This window comes from Candidatus Neomarinimicrobiota bacterium (assembly GCA_016784545.1).
Classification (GTDB): domain Bacteria; phylum Fidelibacterota; class UBA8477; order UBA8477; family JABMPR01; genus JABMPR01.
On sequence record JADHUM010000027.1, the window covers coordinates 14,797 to 30,694 of the forward strand.

Annotated in this window: 16 protein-coding genes; 9 read left to right on the forward strand and 7 right to left on the reverse strand. The window is 43.3% G+C overall.

Features of this window, described 5'->3' with window-relative positions; genetic code table 11:
- The first annotated feature begins 56 nt into the window (after positions 1-56).
- The 5 genes from ispD (at position 57) to ISR87_07715 (ending at position 4,347) form a co-directional block, all read left to right on the forward strand.
- Positions 57-737, forward strand: coding sequence for a 2-C-methyl-D-erythritol 4-phosphate cytidylyltransferase (ispD, locus tag ISR87_07695; GenBank protein MBL7025327.1), 681 nt, complete (start codon positions 57-59; stop codon positions 735-737).
- A 19-nt stretch (positions 738-756) separates the two neighbouring features.
- Positions 757-1,821, forward strand: coding sequence for a CDP-glycerol glycerophosphotransferase family protein (locus ISR87_07700; protein MBL7025328.1), 1,065 nt, complete (start codon positions 757-759; stop codon positions 1,819-1,821).
- A 124-nt stretch (positions 1,822-1,945) separates the two neighbouring features.
- Complete coding sequence (locus ISR87_07705; protein MBL7025329.1) at positions 1,946-2,626, forward strand: phosphocholine cytidylyltransferase family protein; 681 nt, start codon at positions 1,946-1,948, stop codon at positions 2,624-2,626.
- The gene (locus ISR87_07710) at positions 2,623-3,708 is read left to right on the forward strand and encodes a LicD family protein (protein ID MBL7025330.1); all 1,086 of its coding nucleotides are present in this window, start codon (positions 2,623-2,625) and stop codon (positions 3,706-3,708) included. The genes ISR87_07705 and ISR87_07710 overlap by 4 nt, the downstream gene beginning before the upstream one ends.
- Before the next feature lie 3 nt (positions 3,709-3,711).
- Entirely contained in the window at positions 3,712-4,347 is a 636-nt protein-coding gene (locus ISR87_07715) for a glycosyltransferase family 29 protein (GenBank protein MBL7025331.1), read from the forward strand.
- Here the strand turns inward: ISR87_07715 and ISR87_07720 are convergent.
- Positions 4,344-5,231, reverse strand: a complete 888-nt coding sequence (locus ISR87_07720) for a DMT family transporter (protein ID MBL7025332.1) — start codon at positions 5,229-5,231, stop codon at positions 4,344-4,346. The genes ISR87_07715 and ISR87_07720 overlap by 4 nt on opposite strands.
- Before the next feature lie 95 nt (positions 5,232-5,326).
- Between ISR87_07720 and ISR87_07725 the strand changes: the two genes are divergently transcribed.
- From ISR87_07725 to ISR87_07740, 4 genes are read left to right on the forward strand one after another with little or no spacing between them, the layout of a single operon-like run.
- A complete protein-coding gene (locus ISR87_07725; protein ID MBL7025333.1) occupies positions 5,327-6,010 on the forward strand; it encodes an acylneuraminate cytidylyltransferase family protein in 684 nt (227 codons plus the stop codon).
- A 29-nt stretch (positions 6,011-6,039) separates the two neighbouring features.
- Positions 6,040-7,089, forward strand: coding sequence for an N-acetylneuraminate synthase family protein (locus ISR87_07730; GenBank protein ID MBL7025334.1), 1,050 nt, complete (start codon positions 6,040-6,042; stop codon positions 7,087-7,089).
- A 12-nt stretch (positions 7,090-7,101) separates the two neighbouring features.
- The gene (locus ISR87_07735; protein MBL7025335.1) at positions 7,102-7,599 is read left to right on the forward strand and encodes an HAD-IIIA family hydrolase; all 498 of its coding nucleotides are present in this window, start codon (positions 7,102-7,104) and stop codon (positions 7,597-7,599) included.
- Complete coding sequence (locus tag ISR87_07740) at positions 7,596-8,867, forward strand: hypothetical protein (GenBank protein ID MBL7025336.1); 1,272 nt, start codon at positions 7,596-7,598, stop codon at positions 8,865-8,867. Before ISR87_07735 ends, ISR87_07740 begins: the two co-directional genes overlap by 4 nt.
- Here ISR87_07740 and ISR87_07745 read toward each other — a convergent pair.
- The 6 genes from ISR87_07745 to ISR87_07770 form a co-directional block, all read right to left on the reverse strand.
- Positions 8,854-10,518, reverse strand: a complete 1,665-nt coding sequence (locus tag ISR87_07745) for a hypothetical protein (protein ID MBL7025337.1) — start codon at positions 10,516-10,518, stop codon at positions 8,854-8,856. The two genes, ISR87_07740 and ISR87_07745, sit on opposite strands and share 14 nt — an antisense overlap.
- Before the next feature lie 145 nt (positions 10,519-10,663).
- On the reverse strand, positions 10,664-11,164 hold the full coding sequence (gene tpx, locus ISR87_07750) for a thiol peroxidase (GenBank protein ID MBL7025338.1): 501 nt from the start codon (positions 11,162-11,164) through the stop codon (positions 10,664-10,666).
- Between the two features lie 97 nt (positions 11,165-11,261).
- On the reverse strand, positions 11,262-12,191 hold the full coding sequence (locus ISR87_07755; GenBank protein ID MBL7025339.1) for a TIGR01777 family protein: 930 nt from the start codon (positions 12,189-12,191) through the stop codon (positions 11,262-11,264).
- A 38-nt stretch (positions 12,192-12,229) separates the two neighbouring features.
- A complete protein-coding gene (locus tag ISR87_07760; protein ID MBL7025340.1) occupies positions 12,230-12,661 on the reverse strand; it encodes a hypothetical protein in 432 nt (143 codons plus the stop codon).
- Positions 12,662-12,724: 63 nt separating this feature from the next.
- A complete protein-coding gene (locus ISR87_07765) occupies positions 12,725-14,002 on the reverse strand; it encodes a DEAD/DEAH box helicase (GenBank protein MBL7025341.1) in 1,278 nt (425 codons plus the stop codon).
- A 9-nt stretch (positions 14,003-14,011) separates the two neighbouring features.
- Complete coding sequence (locus tag ISR87_07770; protein ID MBL7025342.1) at positions 14,012-15,817, reverse strand: DEAD/DEAH box helicase; 1,806 nt, start codon at positions 15,815-15,817, stop codon at positions 14,012-14,014.
- Positions 15,818-15,898: the final 81 nt, after the last annotated feature.

The window sequence follows — 15,898 nt, forward strand, 5'->3', positions numbered from 1 at the left end:
TATTTACTTGGAGATTAAGACCAATGAGAAAATTGTAATCCCCGGGATTCTTGGCTATGTTAAACGATATGAATGGAAAAATGAATTCATCAATCATTGTAGCAGCCGGGAGTGGCAGTAGGTTGGCCAGTGAAACCCCCAAACAATTTCTAAAATTGAAAGATGTGGAAATCCTGGCCTATTCAGTTCAATCCTTTCTGAAACATCCGGAGATTAACGAGGTCATCATTGTCACATCAGCGAATTATTTAGATCATGTTATCCACCAATACCCTGACTGCAAGGTGGTTGTGGGTGGCGAAACAAGACAAGATTCCGTTTTCAATGGATTACAGGCCTGCTCCCCAGATACGGACATCGTGTTGATTCATGACGCTGCCCGTCCCCTGGTTCCTTCCAGGGTTATTGATAATTGTCTCTCCAGCCTGGAAACATACGATGGTGTTGCACCAGCATTAGTGCCAGTTGATTCAATGGTTCAACTCGAGAATTCTGGATTCAAAAATTTAAGCCGCGATACCCTGCGGATTATCCAAACCCCGCAATGCTTCAATATGGCTATCCTCAAAGCCGCTCATGCGTCGGGAAAAATTGATACTGATGAAATGGGTCTCGTAAAACAGAGTAATCCCCACGCACACCTCGGTTTCGTGGAAGGTGCACCGGAAACTATGAAAGTGACCAGATCCATTGATCTGGAAATTATTGAGATCTATCTCGACGCAGCAGAAAAATAATTAGTCAGAAATCTAATTTATGACACCAACCCTCGATTTAGTCTATTCAACTACCAAGGGATATGCCAGCCTCCTCCCCCTCTTCTCCCACATGAAAGCCATGGGATGGCAGGTCAGGCTAGAGAAAATCCATCGCAACTGTTTCCTGAATCGAAAGCTGCTAAAAACGATCTCCTCAATGGTTGTCATCGCGTATGACAAACCCCTTGTCCGCCTTGAAAAATGCGGATGGAAGGGCGAGTTCATCTATATCGAGCACGGTCTTAGCCCCATGAAGTATTACACGTATAAGTATGACTTCTTCCAGAGGGCGGCTCTGCTTTTTTATCCTGGAGAAGTTTTCAAGCGCAAAATGGAAGCCATCAATCCACAATTTGAGCGCGGGCTCCTGGGAGGTTATCCCAAAGTGGACGAGCTGTTAAAATTAGAGATTAATAGAAATCAATTGTGCTCGAAATATGGCTTAAATCCTAGTAAACCGGTCATCCTTTTTGCCCCTTCCTGGGGTGGTAAGAAGAACAAGAATTCAGGCATTCACAACGCTAAGCACCTCACCGCTCTTGAGAACCTCCTTATCGTTCCCCATTCTGCAGACTACCCCCTGGCAAAAAAGTATGGGGCAGTGAAACCGGGTGACGGTAATATTAATCAGTTCCTGCATCTTGCTGATGTGGTGATCAGCGATATTTCTTCAGTACTGGCAGAGGCTGCGATTTTAGATAAGCCCGTGGTCCAACTCATACTGCCGGCTTATCCCGGATGTTTCCCTGAGGTTGAAACGCGGAAAACGGGGAACTGGGTTTCTGAGGATATCCTGGCCAGGGAGCAGCTGACAGACCGTTCTGTCCGTCCGTTTAAGATTCCCTATGTGGATGAAGATTGGATTATGGGACACACTGCAGAAGCCCCTGAACTTGAAGCAGCGATTCAGGATGCTCTACAAAATCCTCAGAAGTTCGCAGCACAACGAAAGTACTGGGCTGAACAGAGCTGTTGGAAGGCCGATGGCAAATCATCAAGTCGAATCAGTCATATGATTGAGCAATATTTGAAGGATGGCTCAGCCACACAGGTAACACACTAATGTCAGTGAAACCTTGTCTTTACAGTTTGCTTAATTATATAATCAGGTCCTGAAACTGTAGGGCGGGATATTCATCTTGAATGATATTAAAATCTTAGGTTTATGAAAAAAATAAAGGTGTGATGTGAGAGCAATAATTCTAGCAGCCGGTATAGGTTCCCGCCTTGGGAATCCCCGTCCTAAGCCCCTGACCAAACTTTCCACGGGGGAAATGATTATGGGCAGACAGGTTGATTATCTAAAACAAGTTGTCTCAGTAGATGACATTTTTGTTGTGATTGGGTTTAAAAAAGACCTTATCATGGAAGAATTTTCTGAACTGACCTATGTCTTTAACAACGTCTATGATAGAACGAACACCTCAAAAAGCCTGCTGAAGGCCATGCGCAAGGTCAGAGCAGATGATGTCATCTGGCTTAACGGCGATGTGGTTTTCGATCCTGAAGTTCTGGCTAGAGTAGTTGATTCAAAAACATCATGTATGGCAGTCAACACCTCATCAGTGGCTGAAGAAGAGGTCAAATATACCCTGTCTACTGATGGTTCAATCAATGAGGTCTCCAAAACGGTAAAGAATGCCCTGGGTGAGTCTGTGGGCATTAACAAAATCATATCAAGTGATGTGCCCCTCCTGATTGAGATGCTGGAACGTTGTGAAGATGATCATTATTTTGAACGTGGCATTGAATTCGCCATTAACGCTGGGTTGAAAATCTATCCTGTTGATGTTTCAGATGTGCTGTGTATTGAGGTTGACTTCACTGAAGATCTTGAAAAAGCCAACAGCGAATTAGGAGAGGTGTGAGCAATTCCTTTTCCACAGCCCTGAAGGTCTTCCAACAATCAAATTTAAGCTATACCATTGGCGCTGAATCGCTGGTTGGACTTGTTGAAGGTGACATTTACAAATACACCCACAATCTGCGCATCTACCTGTTCCCCACCTCTATCCTTCGAATCATCTTGCTGGCCTTTAAGCTTCTGAAATCCGGTGTTATTTTTAAGCCTAAGTATACCCAGGGGCGACTTTTCTATAAACTGAGGTACAAGCCGAGTCTCCTGAAAAAGGAATCAACATTTGTCAGCGTTCTACCTCTGGAATCCACCAATGAAGGGTTTGTTGCATTTTTAGGAGGGCATGACACATTTTTCTCGACTGAAGATTTAAACCAAACTTCCCTTCAGGAAATTGAACTAAACGATCTTTCTGTCATGGTTCCAGAAGATCACATCAATTTTGAGCAAAAATACCGTAGTGAATTGATGTCAGGTTTTTACCAGAAACATGGGGTTCAGTTTGATTCTGAATCTGAGAAAAAAGCTGTCCGGTTCATGCATAAAAATGTGGCAGCAATGAATGAGGCAGGCATTGATTTTTGGATAGAAGGCGGAACCCTTCTCGGAGCTCTCCGAGATCAAAAATTAATTCCCTGGGATCATGATCTTGACTTTGGAATGAAGTACGAATCTGAAGCCCAAATGAAGCGACTCATTCGAAAGTTGCGTCGTCACTTTTATGTAAGTGTACGATCCTTTCCCAGGACCTCCAAAATCTGGCATTTGGGGAATTATCGAGTGCTAAAAATATATCCACGGAAAAACCTGTTCTTTAAAGAAGATTTGTGTCTCGATCTCTTTGTTTACTACGAGGGGACCCTGCCCGGCAAGGATGAGCTTGTCTACAAATATGTGGTCTGGGACAGAAATGCCTACCACCGCAAGGAATTCTTTGACACCACAGAGACCATTAACTTTTATGGCGGCGAGGTTCCCGTCCCTGCCAAAGCAGAGCAGTTTATTGAGGTCAAATATGGCAAGGATTGGCGTACCCCCAAAAAGGAGTGGAATGTTGCCCTTGATGATGGATCCATCTACAAAGAAGATTGAGACATGACCACCTTTAGCTTAAAAGATCTCCCCCAAGAATATCAGTCACTAAAAGATGCCTCCATCCTCATCATTGGGAATGGACCCAGTGCTGCCAGGCACGAGATGGGCCTAGAGGTTGACAAGTTTGACCAGATCATTCGTATTAACAATTTTGTCACCGATCATATGGAATCACGAGTAGGATCCCGTACAGACATCTGGGTGAATGGTGCCAATCAGGGTTTAAAAAAGCGAATGACTCCCCCAGAAAAGATTTTGGTGATGATACCTCCTGTGGTCTTGAATCATAAAGGGCAAGCCATCCACGGCCGAATTCAAAAACGACTTGGGACCAAAAACTATTCTCTTTTACCCCTGGAAATCATGTCTGAGATGGAAACAAGTTGTGGTCTAGACCGACCGACCACTGGATTCTTTGCCATATATTTCTTTTATTTATTGGGTCTTGACGTGACGCTGCACGGTTTCGATTTCTTCGTCGGGTCAACAGCTCATTATTTTGATAGTTCCCTGAAGCGCTGGCTCAAGGATAAGGGATTTATTAAGAAGGCTGCCAAGCATGATGTGAGTGGTGAAAAAGAATTTATAGAAGCGCTCATCCACAAGGGGCAAATAAAGGTTTTAGACGCTAATTAATCTCGTTTTAAGGTGAGCAGTACCAGACCTGAAAGGGTGATTGCCCCTCCGATTATCACATTCAATCCAACCATTTCCCCAAAAAACAACCAGGCCAAAATGGAAGCCAGAATGGGTTCACCAAAAGGCATAGAGCCTACAATGGTTGGGCGAAGATATTTTACGGCATAGCTCATGCTATTATGTCCGATAAGGGTTGGTAAAATAACCAGTCCCAATAACCATTTTGAATCTGCGAGCTGAAAGCTTATGTCAATCCCCAGACTGAAAATGATCAAAGCCAGTGTCAGAGCGGCAAACAAATACAACCATCGGGTGTACATGATATTGGTGATTTCACTACGTATACGTTGTGCAATGATAAGCACAACTGACATAAAAGCTGAACTGGCCAGGGCATAAAAATTTCCCTGGGTTGCTTCAGACCCCCAGGCAAACTCTGTCCCCTGGACAATGACTGCGCCTGAAATAGCCATCCACAAGCCAACCAGCGCACCCACAGGAAATTTATGTTTTAAAGCGAAGCGTTCATAGACCAGCGTGAAGATGGGAGCCAGGGTGGCAAAAAGGGTGGCGCTTGCAATTGATGTCAACTTGACGGCAGAATAGAAAAATGCAAAGTGCAGAGCCAGAAATATTCCGGCAACGATAATTGCTGGAAACTTACTTCTCCCCAGAGGCTCTTGCTTTTGGATAACTCCATGACTCCACAACAGGGTTGAAGCGCCAGCCATCCGCCAAAACGCAATAGTTAGTGCAGCCATTTCTGGAAGAAACCGGGCCAGGGGCGCCCCAAAGCTGACCCCCAGGAGTCCAAATACAAGAATGATATAAATTCTGTTGTTCATGGCTTTGAACATAAACCGGGTGGTTGTTATGGGCACGTGTTGATTAGGTCCTTATTGTATAAATCTATATCAGCAGATAAGTCCCAAAAAAATGTGGGCTGTGATGGGCGTCTCTCCATATATATTGAGGCATGTCAATTTTTTGTATTATTCCGGCTCGTGGTGGCTCAAAAGGTATTCCACATAAAAATATTGCTCCATTTCTGGGACAGCCATTGATCAGCCATACCATCCAATATGCTATGGCATCCAAATCTGTTGACCGTGTGTTTGTATCTACTGATGATGATGAGATTTCTCAGATTTCCAGAGGCGATGGAGCTGAAGTAATTCCGAGACCCACTGAGATTGCTGGTGATACCGCTACAACCGAGTCTGCCATTTCACATGCAATCGAATGGTGGAGAGGGCAGAATTTAACCCCCGAAATCATTGTTTTATTACAGGCTACCAGTCCCCTTCGTCCCGATGGCTCACTGGATGAGGCTCTTGAAAAGTTTAGGACTGGGGGTTTCGATTCCCTGCTTAGTATCTCTCCCACTCATCGGTTTTTCTGGAAGGTCAGCGGGGAAGAAGCACATGCTGAATATGATTTTATGAATCGACCAAGACGTCAGGATATGGTAGAATCTGATATCAGATATGTTGAAAATGGGTCTGTTTATATTTTTTCAACAGGCCATTTTGAACGCGCTGGGAATAGACTGGGGGGAAAGATAGGCTATACCATTTTCCCCGAAGCATTCAGTCCGGAGATAGATATTTCAAGTGATTTTACCTTGCTGGAAGAAATTGCTCAGAATTTGAAAAGCTAGATCGCTTTATTTAAATATTGGAGGTTGCATTGCCAACTTTACAGCTAGGTTCACAAATCGTTGGTGAAAGTGAACCAACCTACATCATCGCTGAGATAGGTATTAATCATCAGGGTGAAGTGGAGATTGCAAAAAAACTTATTAAAGAAGCTGCTGATGCTGGCGCTAATGCAGTAAAATTTCAAAAGCGGAGCATCAAGCGCATCCTGACCCACGAGGGTCTTGAAATGCCTTATGATAATCGCAATTCATTTGGCAAGACCTACGGCGAGCATAAAAAAGCTCTGGAGTTATCTGAAACCGATTATCAGGAACTCATGGATTATGCCAGCGAGCATAATGTTGACTTTATTGCCTCTGGTTGGGATGAAGAGAGTATCGATTTTCTGGATGCCCTTGGTGTGCCATTTTTCAAAATGGCTTCAGCCGATTTGACCAATATCCCCTTACTGATCCATACTGCAAAAAAGCACAAACCCATGATTCTCTCCACTGGTATGGCTGATATGGAAATGGTGGAAACAGCTGTTAATGCCATTAAGCCATATGTTGTACCCCTGTGCCTGCTTCAGTGCACATCGACGTATCCGTCAGTATTTGAAGAGGTAAACCTGAGTGTGATCAACACTTTCAAACAAAGCTTTCCCCATGCTGTGATCGGCTATTCTGGTCACGAATTGGGAATTGCCATCACTGAGGCAGCGGTGGCCCTGGGGGCAAAAATTGTGGAGCGCCATTTCACCCTGGACAGAACCATGAAGGGTGGGGATCATGCAGCATCTCTTGAACCAGGTGGGTTTTCGAAGCTTGTCCGAGATATCAGACATATCGAAGCAGCTATGGGTGTAAAGACCAAACGAATACAAGATTCAGAAGCACCCATATTCAAGAAATTGGCCAAAAGCATTGTTTCCCAGGTAGACCTTTCTGCAGGCACAGTTCTGACAAGAGACATGCTTACCACAAAGGGTCCGGGAACTGGGATTTCACCGGCTCGGATGGATGAGCTCTTAGGAAAAATGGTTATCAAGGATATTGCTGCCGATGTGGTTCTCAAGGATGAAGACATCAACTGGTAAACAGGAGTTTAAATGATATCTGAAGCACTGCGAACCAAAGCTCAAAAGATCAAGTTAGTTGTAACGGATATTGATGGTGTCTGGACAGATGCTAAAATCTATTATACTGAACATGGGGAATTAATGAAAGCCTTCAGTTATTATGATGGGATGGCAACAGCCCTCTTAACAAAGGCCAACATTAGAACAGCCATCATAACTGGAGAGGACTCCCAGCCTGTGGCCCGGCGAGCTGAAAAGCTGAAGATTGAGGATGTCTTCCTTGGTGTCCATGATAAGTTGGAAGTCTTTGAATCTCTTCTGGTAAAGTATGATCTTTCTCCTTCTGAGGCAGCCTACATTGGTGATGATTTGAATGACTATACTGTTATGCAGGTTGCTGGACTTACAGCTGCCCCTTCAAGCACCCCAGCTTTTCATATTCTCAAACCGGATATTTTATTAAGCCGTGCCGGGGGCGATGGAGCATTTCGTGAGTTTGCCGATCTCATCATAGCATCACAGAAATGAAAATACTCTTTTATTTAATCTACAATCTTCTTCTTTACATCGCCTTACCCATAATATGGGTTGGTGCTTTCATTAATGATAAACTTGGTGGTAGTTTTACGGGGCAGAAAGACATAACTTCAAGAGTTTTACGTTTTCAAGATAAAGTTAAGTCTGATCCAAAGCCAGTCGTCTGGACCCATTCTGCCTCTGCTGGAGAGTTTGAGCAAATGCGCCCAGTATTATCTCGGCTTTCTAAAATGGATGTATACATCTTCCAGACATTCACCTCTGCTACCATCTACTATAAGGCTTCGCAGAACAAGATTTTTGATGGGGTTTGCTTTTTGCCCTGGGACCTATACCCACGAGTGAATCGTTTCGTTACACTGCTAAAACCTGATTTACTCATTAATACCAGACACGATATTTGGCCAAATCTCCAGCTCTCAGTTCAACGTAATCAGATCAGGAACATCTTGATCAATGCCAACCTGTATCAGGATTCGAAGCGACTTCTACCTGTCTTTCGCGGCGTCAACTCCCTGGTTTTTGATCACATCAATCACATCTATACTGGATCTGACAGTCTTAAATCTTTGTTGAAGCAAATCTACGCTGGTCCAATAGACGTGGTAGGTGACTCACGATTCGATCAAGTTCAAGAAAGGTCTCTTAGCAACACTGAAATGTTGATAACTAAGGAGTTGATCTCTGACCGGCGGGTCGTTGTGTATGGATCCGTAGGGAATACTGATTTACAGATTATTGCTGATTCAATCGCTCAGGCCGCTGCTGACAAGGCCTTCATGCATATTATCGTACCCCATGAGACTGCTGAACGGGATCTTATTCCCTGGGAGACTGAACTCTTTAGGCAAAAAGTAAAATCAATCCGCAAATCTGAAATTGATCAGCATAAAGATGAAAGCGTGATGATCTGGGACAGTGTTGGCCAATTGGCAGACCTGTATAAATATGCTGATCTGGCTTTTATTGGTGCTGGATTTGGAGCTGGAGTACACTCGGTGACTGAAGCCGCGGTATATCATGTTCCCAGTGCACATGGGCCAAAGTACGATATCCTCGCTGAAGCCATAGATTTGGTGGATGAAGGTCTTTCAACAGTCATAAATGAAGCTCATGACCTTACCAACTTTTTGATGATGCCTGAGAACAACATTAATGAGCTTTCATTAAAAATTGAATCCTTTGTCAACCAGCGACTTGGAGCCACTGATAAAATATTTGCAAGCGAACCCTTACTTCGATCGCTTATTCCACGATAAAATTAAGCAGCAATTCCTGTCCAAAATCCGCCGGGAAAATCAATAACGTATCCCCAAACATTGATTCGAACTGAACTGATCCATTTATACCAACCTGATTTGGAGCGGCGTTTCTATTCCACCAATGTTGGGATATGCCATCTTCCATATCATCACTAAACTTGAACTGATAAACACCACGAGCTAACTCGACAGGGATATGATAGGTTGTACTATCTTTAAACTCGTCTTTATAATACCAGATCATCCCTGAAACATCACTTATATAATATTTATTTTCAGATGCCCGTCCAAGATTGTTTGTTTGGATTGATAAGATGAACTCTTGAGGAAGGCTAAGTGGTTTTTCGAAGTCGGATCTCAACAAATTGTTTTCAGGGTACTCATCTTGAATAGTTCTGGGAAGCACAAGTTCCACTTCAAACGCCCCGGATTCCCTCACATGTTTCCAATTCAATGCAGGAAGCGTGACCTCTTCAGCCTCAAGAAACTCCAGATTCCCATTCCAGATTATCCTCTTCTTTCTGTGACCTGCAAGGCCATATTTAATAATTATATCTTTTAATGGATACGCGCCCCTGTTTTTAATGACAACAACCGGATTGCCAGCACTTGGATTCATCCTGGAATAGCTATCTTTTGAGTTAGGTATCAAAATCTCAACCACTGTTGCATCATATCTAAAACTAGGTGGACCATAACTAAAGAGCTGATGGCTTATTCTTAAAGTTCCCTCCTTCTCACCATTGTCTGAGAAAGGCTCTATACTGTAATCCAAAGTAATAGTATCTCCTGGTGAAACCATTGGAGTGAGTTCGAATTCGTATTCGTCTACTTTTGATCCCGGACACCACCCAGCTCTATCAAAGGGCCAGGTTCCCCCTTGTGGATAAATTGGATTGTTGCCACAGTCTTTCCAGACATTCCATCTGAAGGTTTTCCAGCCGTTGATACGATAGGTGTGAGTTTTACTCTCCCACTCACAGCAATTGTACGGTCCTGCATGTCCGTGGCCAGAGATAGTCGCTTTTAGGCTGAAAGCAGTAGCATCCTTAGATAAGATGAGCTGCCTCTCTGGTAACAAGCTGTCAGTGGAAAGATATTCATACTTATACTCACCATAGGGATATACGTTCTCAACAGACAACACTTCCCTGGATGGCACACCTCGAATAAACACAAACTCCAGATTCAATAACTCCTGATTATTGCCTGTAATCAATTCACGAGGTCCCTTCAACAATGGCGCATACTCACTTATATCATACACCCACTCCCAACCCTTCTCATCGCCAAGTTTTAAACGTTTTCCATATGGCGTTACAAAACCTCCCAAGGAAAAGACCTCAGTACTATCGCCTTGTGGAACTTCAATAAGGGTATTCCAGATGTAATCCCATTCACCACAGGGATACTTGTCTCCTGCTGTAGAAGAATCGCACTTTAATGTCTGAACCATAAGTATTTTGGACCACCGTATCTTATCCTCAGGGAACTGAACGATAGTTGTATATTGGGCATTCCATCCGACGGGACTCGGATCATTAAAAGTTATTGGGTTAATTCGTAATGTATCACCTGACCATGTCTGGCCACTAGCTACATTCGCAAGTAAAGCTAGCCCAAAAATGAATAACTTAAATCTTTCCATATTGCTTTCAGTACTCCTAGGGGTTACTCAAGAGTTTTATGTTTAAAACATTACGTTTTAATCTAAATCAAATCGCCTCACTATTTCCCGTGGCTCTTCATGGTAATAGTCAGGCAATTAAATGTATGCAATTATTGCAAAGGTTTTATCCTAGATGAGTGACAACCTCATCATAGTTGGGTTCATCTGACAAAACCGGAACCTGTTGTGTGTATTCCACCTTCCCATCGGCGGAAACAACAATGACCACACGTGAAAGAAAGCCCTTCATAGGACCATCAATCATTTGAAGTCCATAGTCCTTTCCAAATTGACCCGTTTCGAAGTCAGAAAGTGTGTGGACATTTTCAAGTCCCTCGGCACCACAGAATCGTGATTGTGCAAAAGGAGTATCCCGGGAAATACATAGCACCTTTGTATCAGCAAGTTTCCCTGCTAACTCGTTAAAATATCGGACAGAAGCTGCACATGTACCTGTATCAAGACTTGGGAAAATATTGAGCACAAGTCTCGATCCACCAAAGTCAGCCATTGAAACGCGAGCCAGATTTTTTGCCACAAGTTCAAAGTCCTGGGCCTGTGTCCCTACTTCAGGCAATTCGCCGATGGTATGGATAGGATTGTCCTTAAGTGTTATTGTAGCCATATTTTATACTCCTTACTTTATGATATTAATGGATGAAATTGTGGACATGAGCGAGTATATCGACACGTATCCAGAATTTAAATTCACTTTAACGCCCTCAATTTACTTCTTCAGGTGGAAGATCAAGTAATAAATCCTGGAGGGCTGTTTTAAGTTCAGGATGGATAAATTTATAACCAGCTTGTGCGATCTTCTCAGCTGAAACCCTGGACCCCTTGAGAACAATAACAGCCATTTCACCCAGAGCCAGACGCAAGACAAATGCTGGAACTTTTGGCATGAGCATAGGTTTTTTCAATATATCAGCAGCAAGTTTTGTAAACGATTCATTGTTGGTTGATTCGGGAGCCACTGCATTGTAGACACCCTTCATTTGTTCATCTTCGATTGACTTGAGTAATATTCCAATCAAATCATCCACATGAATCCAGGGGATATATTGATTACCATCACCCAATGCTGACCCTACACCATATTTTATGGGCGATATCATTTTTTGTAAAGCGCCGCCCTCACGCGCAAGCACTACCCCAATGCGCAAAATTACTGACCGAATCCCTTGCTTCGAAATTGCACCAGCTGGTTTTTCCCACGCTTCACAGGTACTCCCCAAAAAATCAGAAGCAGGATAATCAGTTTCGCTGAATATTTTTTCGCTGGTTTCAGCGCCGTAATACCCAACAGCTGAAGCGGATATAAATGCTTTTATCTTTTTGTTGTTCTTGCGGATACTATCCATCAAAAGTTTACCAGATTTGACGCGACTCTCAACGATTTCTCGCTTTCTGGCGTCCGTCCACTTTTTCTCGCTGATATTTACCCCAGCCAGGTGAACGACGTAATCAGCTCGGGCAATAGCATCGTGGGCTATCTCCTGCTCATCAGGATTCCACTGGTATGTGGAATAGGTGAAATCGGAGGCGTCCTTCCTGCTTAAAAGCATGACTTCATACCCTCGCTCTGTTAATGCTGCTGCAAGTTGCTGGCCCACCAAACCGGTTCCACCTGAAATTAAAACTGTACTCATATCTGTGATCTCATAAAATGTGACATTTAATTAAACTGCTACTTCGTGATTTCCCATGCTTCAACATCTCCTTCGATTAAATTGAACAAGGGATGAAGCTGTATATCAATAGTCTCGTTCAGTTTATGATATTTAGCCAAATCCCTGACCCTGAGCTTCTCCAAGAGATGATCCTTTTCATAGAGAATCTGTCCCGTCGTCACTGGTATAAATTTTACCTCCACAGATGATCCAATTTTGCTCTCATCAAAATTGTATCCTCGATATTTGGCTTCTTCCAGAACAGCTGAGAGATACGAGTTAATGTGGTATAGGGGATGACTTGTTGCCTTAAAGCGCTGAAGTTGGGGATGATTTAGATACCCCCTGGTTTTGCCCTCCAGGACATGTTTGGCCAATAAGGTCTCTCGCCAGAGAGCAACCAATCCTTTGCTGTCTAAATACCTTGGGTGAAGCGACCATATTCTCATTGTCTCAACCCATATTACTTACTAAGAATTAGGAAATTAAATCTAAGTATGAACTTTGAGCGTTTACTCTGGTGTTCTGCGACTTGATGAACGACGGCGCTTTGGCCGACTACCTCCACTACCAGAGTTAGACGGTCTCGATTTTTTCCGAAGTCCATAGGGCACTGCTGCATCTTTTGCAGCGACCTCTGGTTTATAATTCACAAAGGGGTGCTCAGACACAATCTTAATTTTCTGTTTGATCAATTTTTCGATATCACGGAGAAATGCTTTTTCTTCCTCATCACAAAAGGAAATGGCTATACCACTCAAACCAGCCCTCCCTGTTCGACCGATGCGATGCACATAAGTCTCGGAAATATTTGGAAGGTCATAGTTAACCACATGGGACAATTCATCAATATCAATACCACGTGCAGCAATGTCGGTTGCAACCAGAACTTTAGTCTCTCCACTTTTAAAGTTTCCTAACGCCCGTTGACGAGCCGTCTGTGACTTATTGCTGTGAATTGCTTCAGCTGAAATGCCTGCTCGATCCAATAGCTTGACAATTTTATTGGCACCGTGTTTTGTCCGGGAAAAAACCAGGACAGATTCCATTGATATAGATTGTAATAAATGAATGAGTAGTTTTGTTTTAGCTGGTTTACTGACAAAGTAAATGGCTTGTTCAACTTTTTCAGCTGTGGTCTGATCTGGCGTCACAGAAACTTTTTCAGGATTCCCCAGAATCTTACGTGATAAAGCCACAATATCCGGTGGCATCGTTGCAGAGAAAAACAAAGATTGACGCCTTGGCGGTAGTAGGGCTATGAGTTTTTTTATATCATGGATAAACCCCATATCCAGCATTCTATCTGCTTCGTCCAGAACAGAATATTCCACGTCCTTCAAACTGATAAATCCCTGTCCAATGAGATCGAGGAGGCGGCCCGGGGTTGCAACCAGGACATCAACACCTCTTTCAAGTATCTTTGTCTGTGCTCCCTGTTTTACACCGCCAAAAATGACTGTATTTTTAATGCCGGTATGCTTTCCATACACACTGAAACTCTCACCGATCTGTATAGCCAGTTCCCGCGTAGGGGTAACGATGAGGGCTTTAATTTTCCGATGGCCTCTTTGGTTCTGCTGATTTTGCTGTTTCAGATATAGATGTTGGAGAATAGGAATGGCAAAAGCAGCTGTTTTTCCTGTGCCCGTCTGGGCACAACCAAGAAGATCTTTTCCCCTCAATAAAATGGGGATGGATTGTTCCTGAATGGGAGTTGGATTTGTATAGCCCTCAGAACTCAATGCCCTTAGGATAGGGTCAATAACCCCTAACTGTTGAAAGGTCATACTAGGCTATCACTTATTACGACTTCGACGCGGACTAATTCCGCTCTTTTTACTTCTGCTACCACGTCTTCCGCCCTGGGTCATTCCATATTCTTTTTGCTTGGAAAATTTTTTGTTTTTGGTTGGCAAGGGAGTTGGCTTGTCGGTGGAAACCTCCAATTGAACTTTGACGCCCTCATGTTTCTGACCATGCAATTTTTCAACAAGTCTATTCACCACGCCCTGTTCGATATCGAAGAAGGCAAACTTCTTCATAATTTCGATGGCACCTACATCAGCTTCATTGGAATTTAAAGTTTTATTGATTAAACCTATGAGGCGAGTTGGTGTTAAATCGTTTTTCATTCCCAGGTTAATAAACAGTCTGGTGAAAGTTTTATGATGGGGACCCTGCTCTTTTCTGCTGTCCACCCTGTCACCCCGCTTTTCACTCCGCTTGTTTCTGTCTCGTCGGCCGGGGCGTTCCCCACGTTCCGGTTTGTCATCTGCCGAAACATTGATATCAGTAGCATGCTTGTAGTAGGTCAGAAAGCGATTGAATTCTGCTGACACAAAATGTTTTATAAGCTCTTCCCGGTTCAACCATTCCAGTTTTTCATAGATAGCTGGCATGAAGGGACCGATTTGCTTTTCGTCAACTTCAACTTTTTCAATTTTATCAATCAAAGAGTAAAGCTGTTTGGTACAAATATCTTTCCCTGTTGGGACGAGCTCTTTTGTGAATTGTAGCTTGAACTTACTTTCAATGGCTCTGATTTTTCCATACTCACGAGTATGGATGATGGCAATAGAGATACCATTCTTTCCAGCTCTTCCCGTTCTACCACTTCTATGGATATACACTTCTGAATCATCGGGCAGGTTGTAGTTAACCACATGGGTGAGATCGTTTATATCCAGTCCACGTGCAGCAACATCAGTTGCCACTAGAATCTGAATTTTTTTAGATCGAAATCTTTGCATCACTTCATCGCGTTGGGCCTGCGACAATTCACCATGCAAGGCATCTGCATTGTACCCGTCGTGCATAAATTTGTGGGCTGTATCTTTTGTCTCTTGCCTGGTGCGGCAAAAAACGAGACCATAAATATTTGGATTTGAATCGGCGATTCGCTTTAGAACTTCATATCTATTCTTGGCCTGAACCATATAATAAATATGCTTAACGTTTACAGCACCAGTATTCATTTTTGTGGCAGCGATTTCAAGGGGATTATCCATGTATGTCTTGGTCATCCGCTGTACTTCTCTTGACATGGTCGCTGAAAAAAGGAGCGTCTGTTTTGTGGTCGAAGTCTCAGCCAGGATGGCATCCAGGTCTTCCTTGAAACCCATGTTGAGCATTTCATCAGCTTCATCTAAAATGACCCGCTCTACATTCCCCAGGAGCAGTCTTTTTCGCTTAATCAAATCTTTGGCTCGACCAGGTGTGGCCACTACAATTTGAGCAGCTTTTCTGAGTGCCTTAATTTGAGTGTCAATAGCTGCGCCACCATAAACTGCGACGACACCGATTTCTTTGATGTTTTTAGCATAATTATTCAAATCCTTTGAAATCTGGATACAGAGTTCCCTGGTAGGGCAAAGGATAAGTGTCTGCGTTCTTTTATCTTCAGGTTTTGTGAGATGTACGGCCGGTAAACCAAAAGCTCCAGTTTTTCCTGTCCCCGTTTGAGCAAAGGCTACCAGGTCCTGAGTTGAGGTTAATAAATGGGGAATTGTCTGTTCCTGAATAGGGGTTGGGTTTTCAAAACCCAGTTCTTGAATAGCCTGAACAATGTCATCATTGAGGCCGAGTTGAGCAAAAGCATTCATTGTGATAGTTTGATCCAATTAATATTTAGTATGTTGTTATTTTCATTTCGTTTAGTATAAACGAGTTCAACCCTTCAACTA

Coding starts and splice junctions, on each gene's coding strand:
- ISR87_07735 (MBL7025335.1), top strand. CDS start 7,102: ATGATATCTGAAGCACTGCGAACCAAAGCTCAAAAGATCAAGTTAGTT.
- ISR87_07745 (MBL7025337.1), bottom strand. CDS start 10,518: ATGGAAAGATTTAAGTTATTCATTTTTGGGCTAGCTTTACTTGCGAAT.
- ISR87_07770 (MBL7025342.1), bottom strand. CDS start 15,817: ATGAATGCTTTTGCTCAACTCGGCCTCAATGATGACATTGTTCAGGCT.
- ISR87_07740 (MBL7025336.1), top strand. CDS start 7,596: ATGAAAATACTCTTTTATTTAATCTACAATCTTCTTCTTTACATCGCC.
- ispD (MBL7025327.1), top strand. CDS start 57: ATGTTAAACGATATGAATGGAAAAATGAATTCATCAATCATTGTAGCA.
- ISR87_07700 (MBL7025328.1), top strand. CDS start 757: ATGACACCAACCCTCGATTTAGTCTATTCAACTACCAAGGGATATGCC.
- ISR87_07725 (MBL7025333.1), top strand. CDS start 5,327: ATGTCAATTTTTTGTATTATTCCGGCTCGTGGTGGCTCAAAAGGTATT.
- ISR87_07760 (MBL7025340.1), bottom strand. CDS start 12,661: ATGAGAATATGGTCGCTTCACCCAAGGTATTTAGACAGCAAAGGATTG.
- ISR87_07765 (MBL7025341.1), bottom strand. CDS start 14,002: ATGACCTTTCAACAGTTAGGGGTTATTGACCCTATCCTAAGGGCATTG.
- tpx (MBL7025338.1), bottom strand. CDS start 11,164: ATGGCTACAATAACACTTAAGGACAATCCTATCCATACCATCGGCGAA.
- ISR87_07755 (MBL7025339.1), bottom strand. CDS start 12,191: ATGAGTACAGTTTTAATTTCAGGTGGAACCGGTTTGGTGGGCCAGCAA.
- ISR87_07715 (MBL7025331.1), top strand. CDS start 3,712: ATGACCACCTTTAGCTTAAAAGATCTCCCCCAAGAATATCAGTCACTA.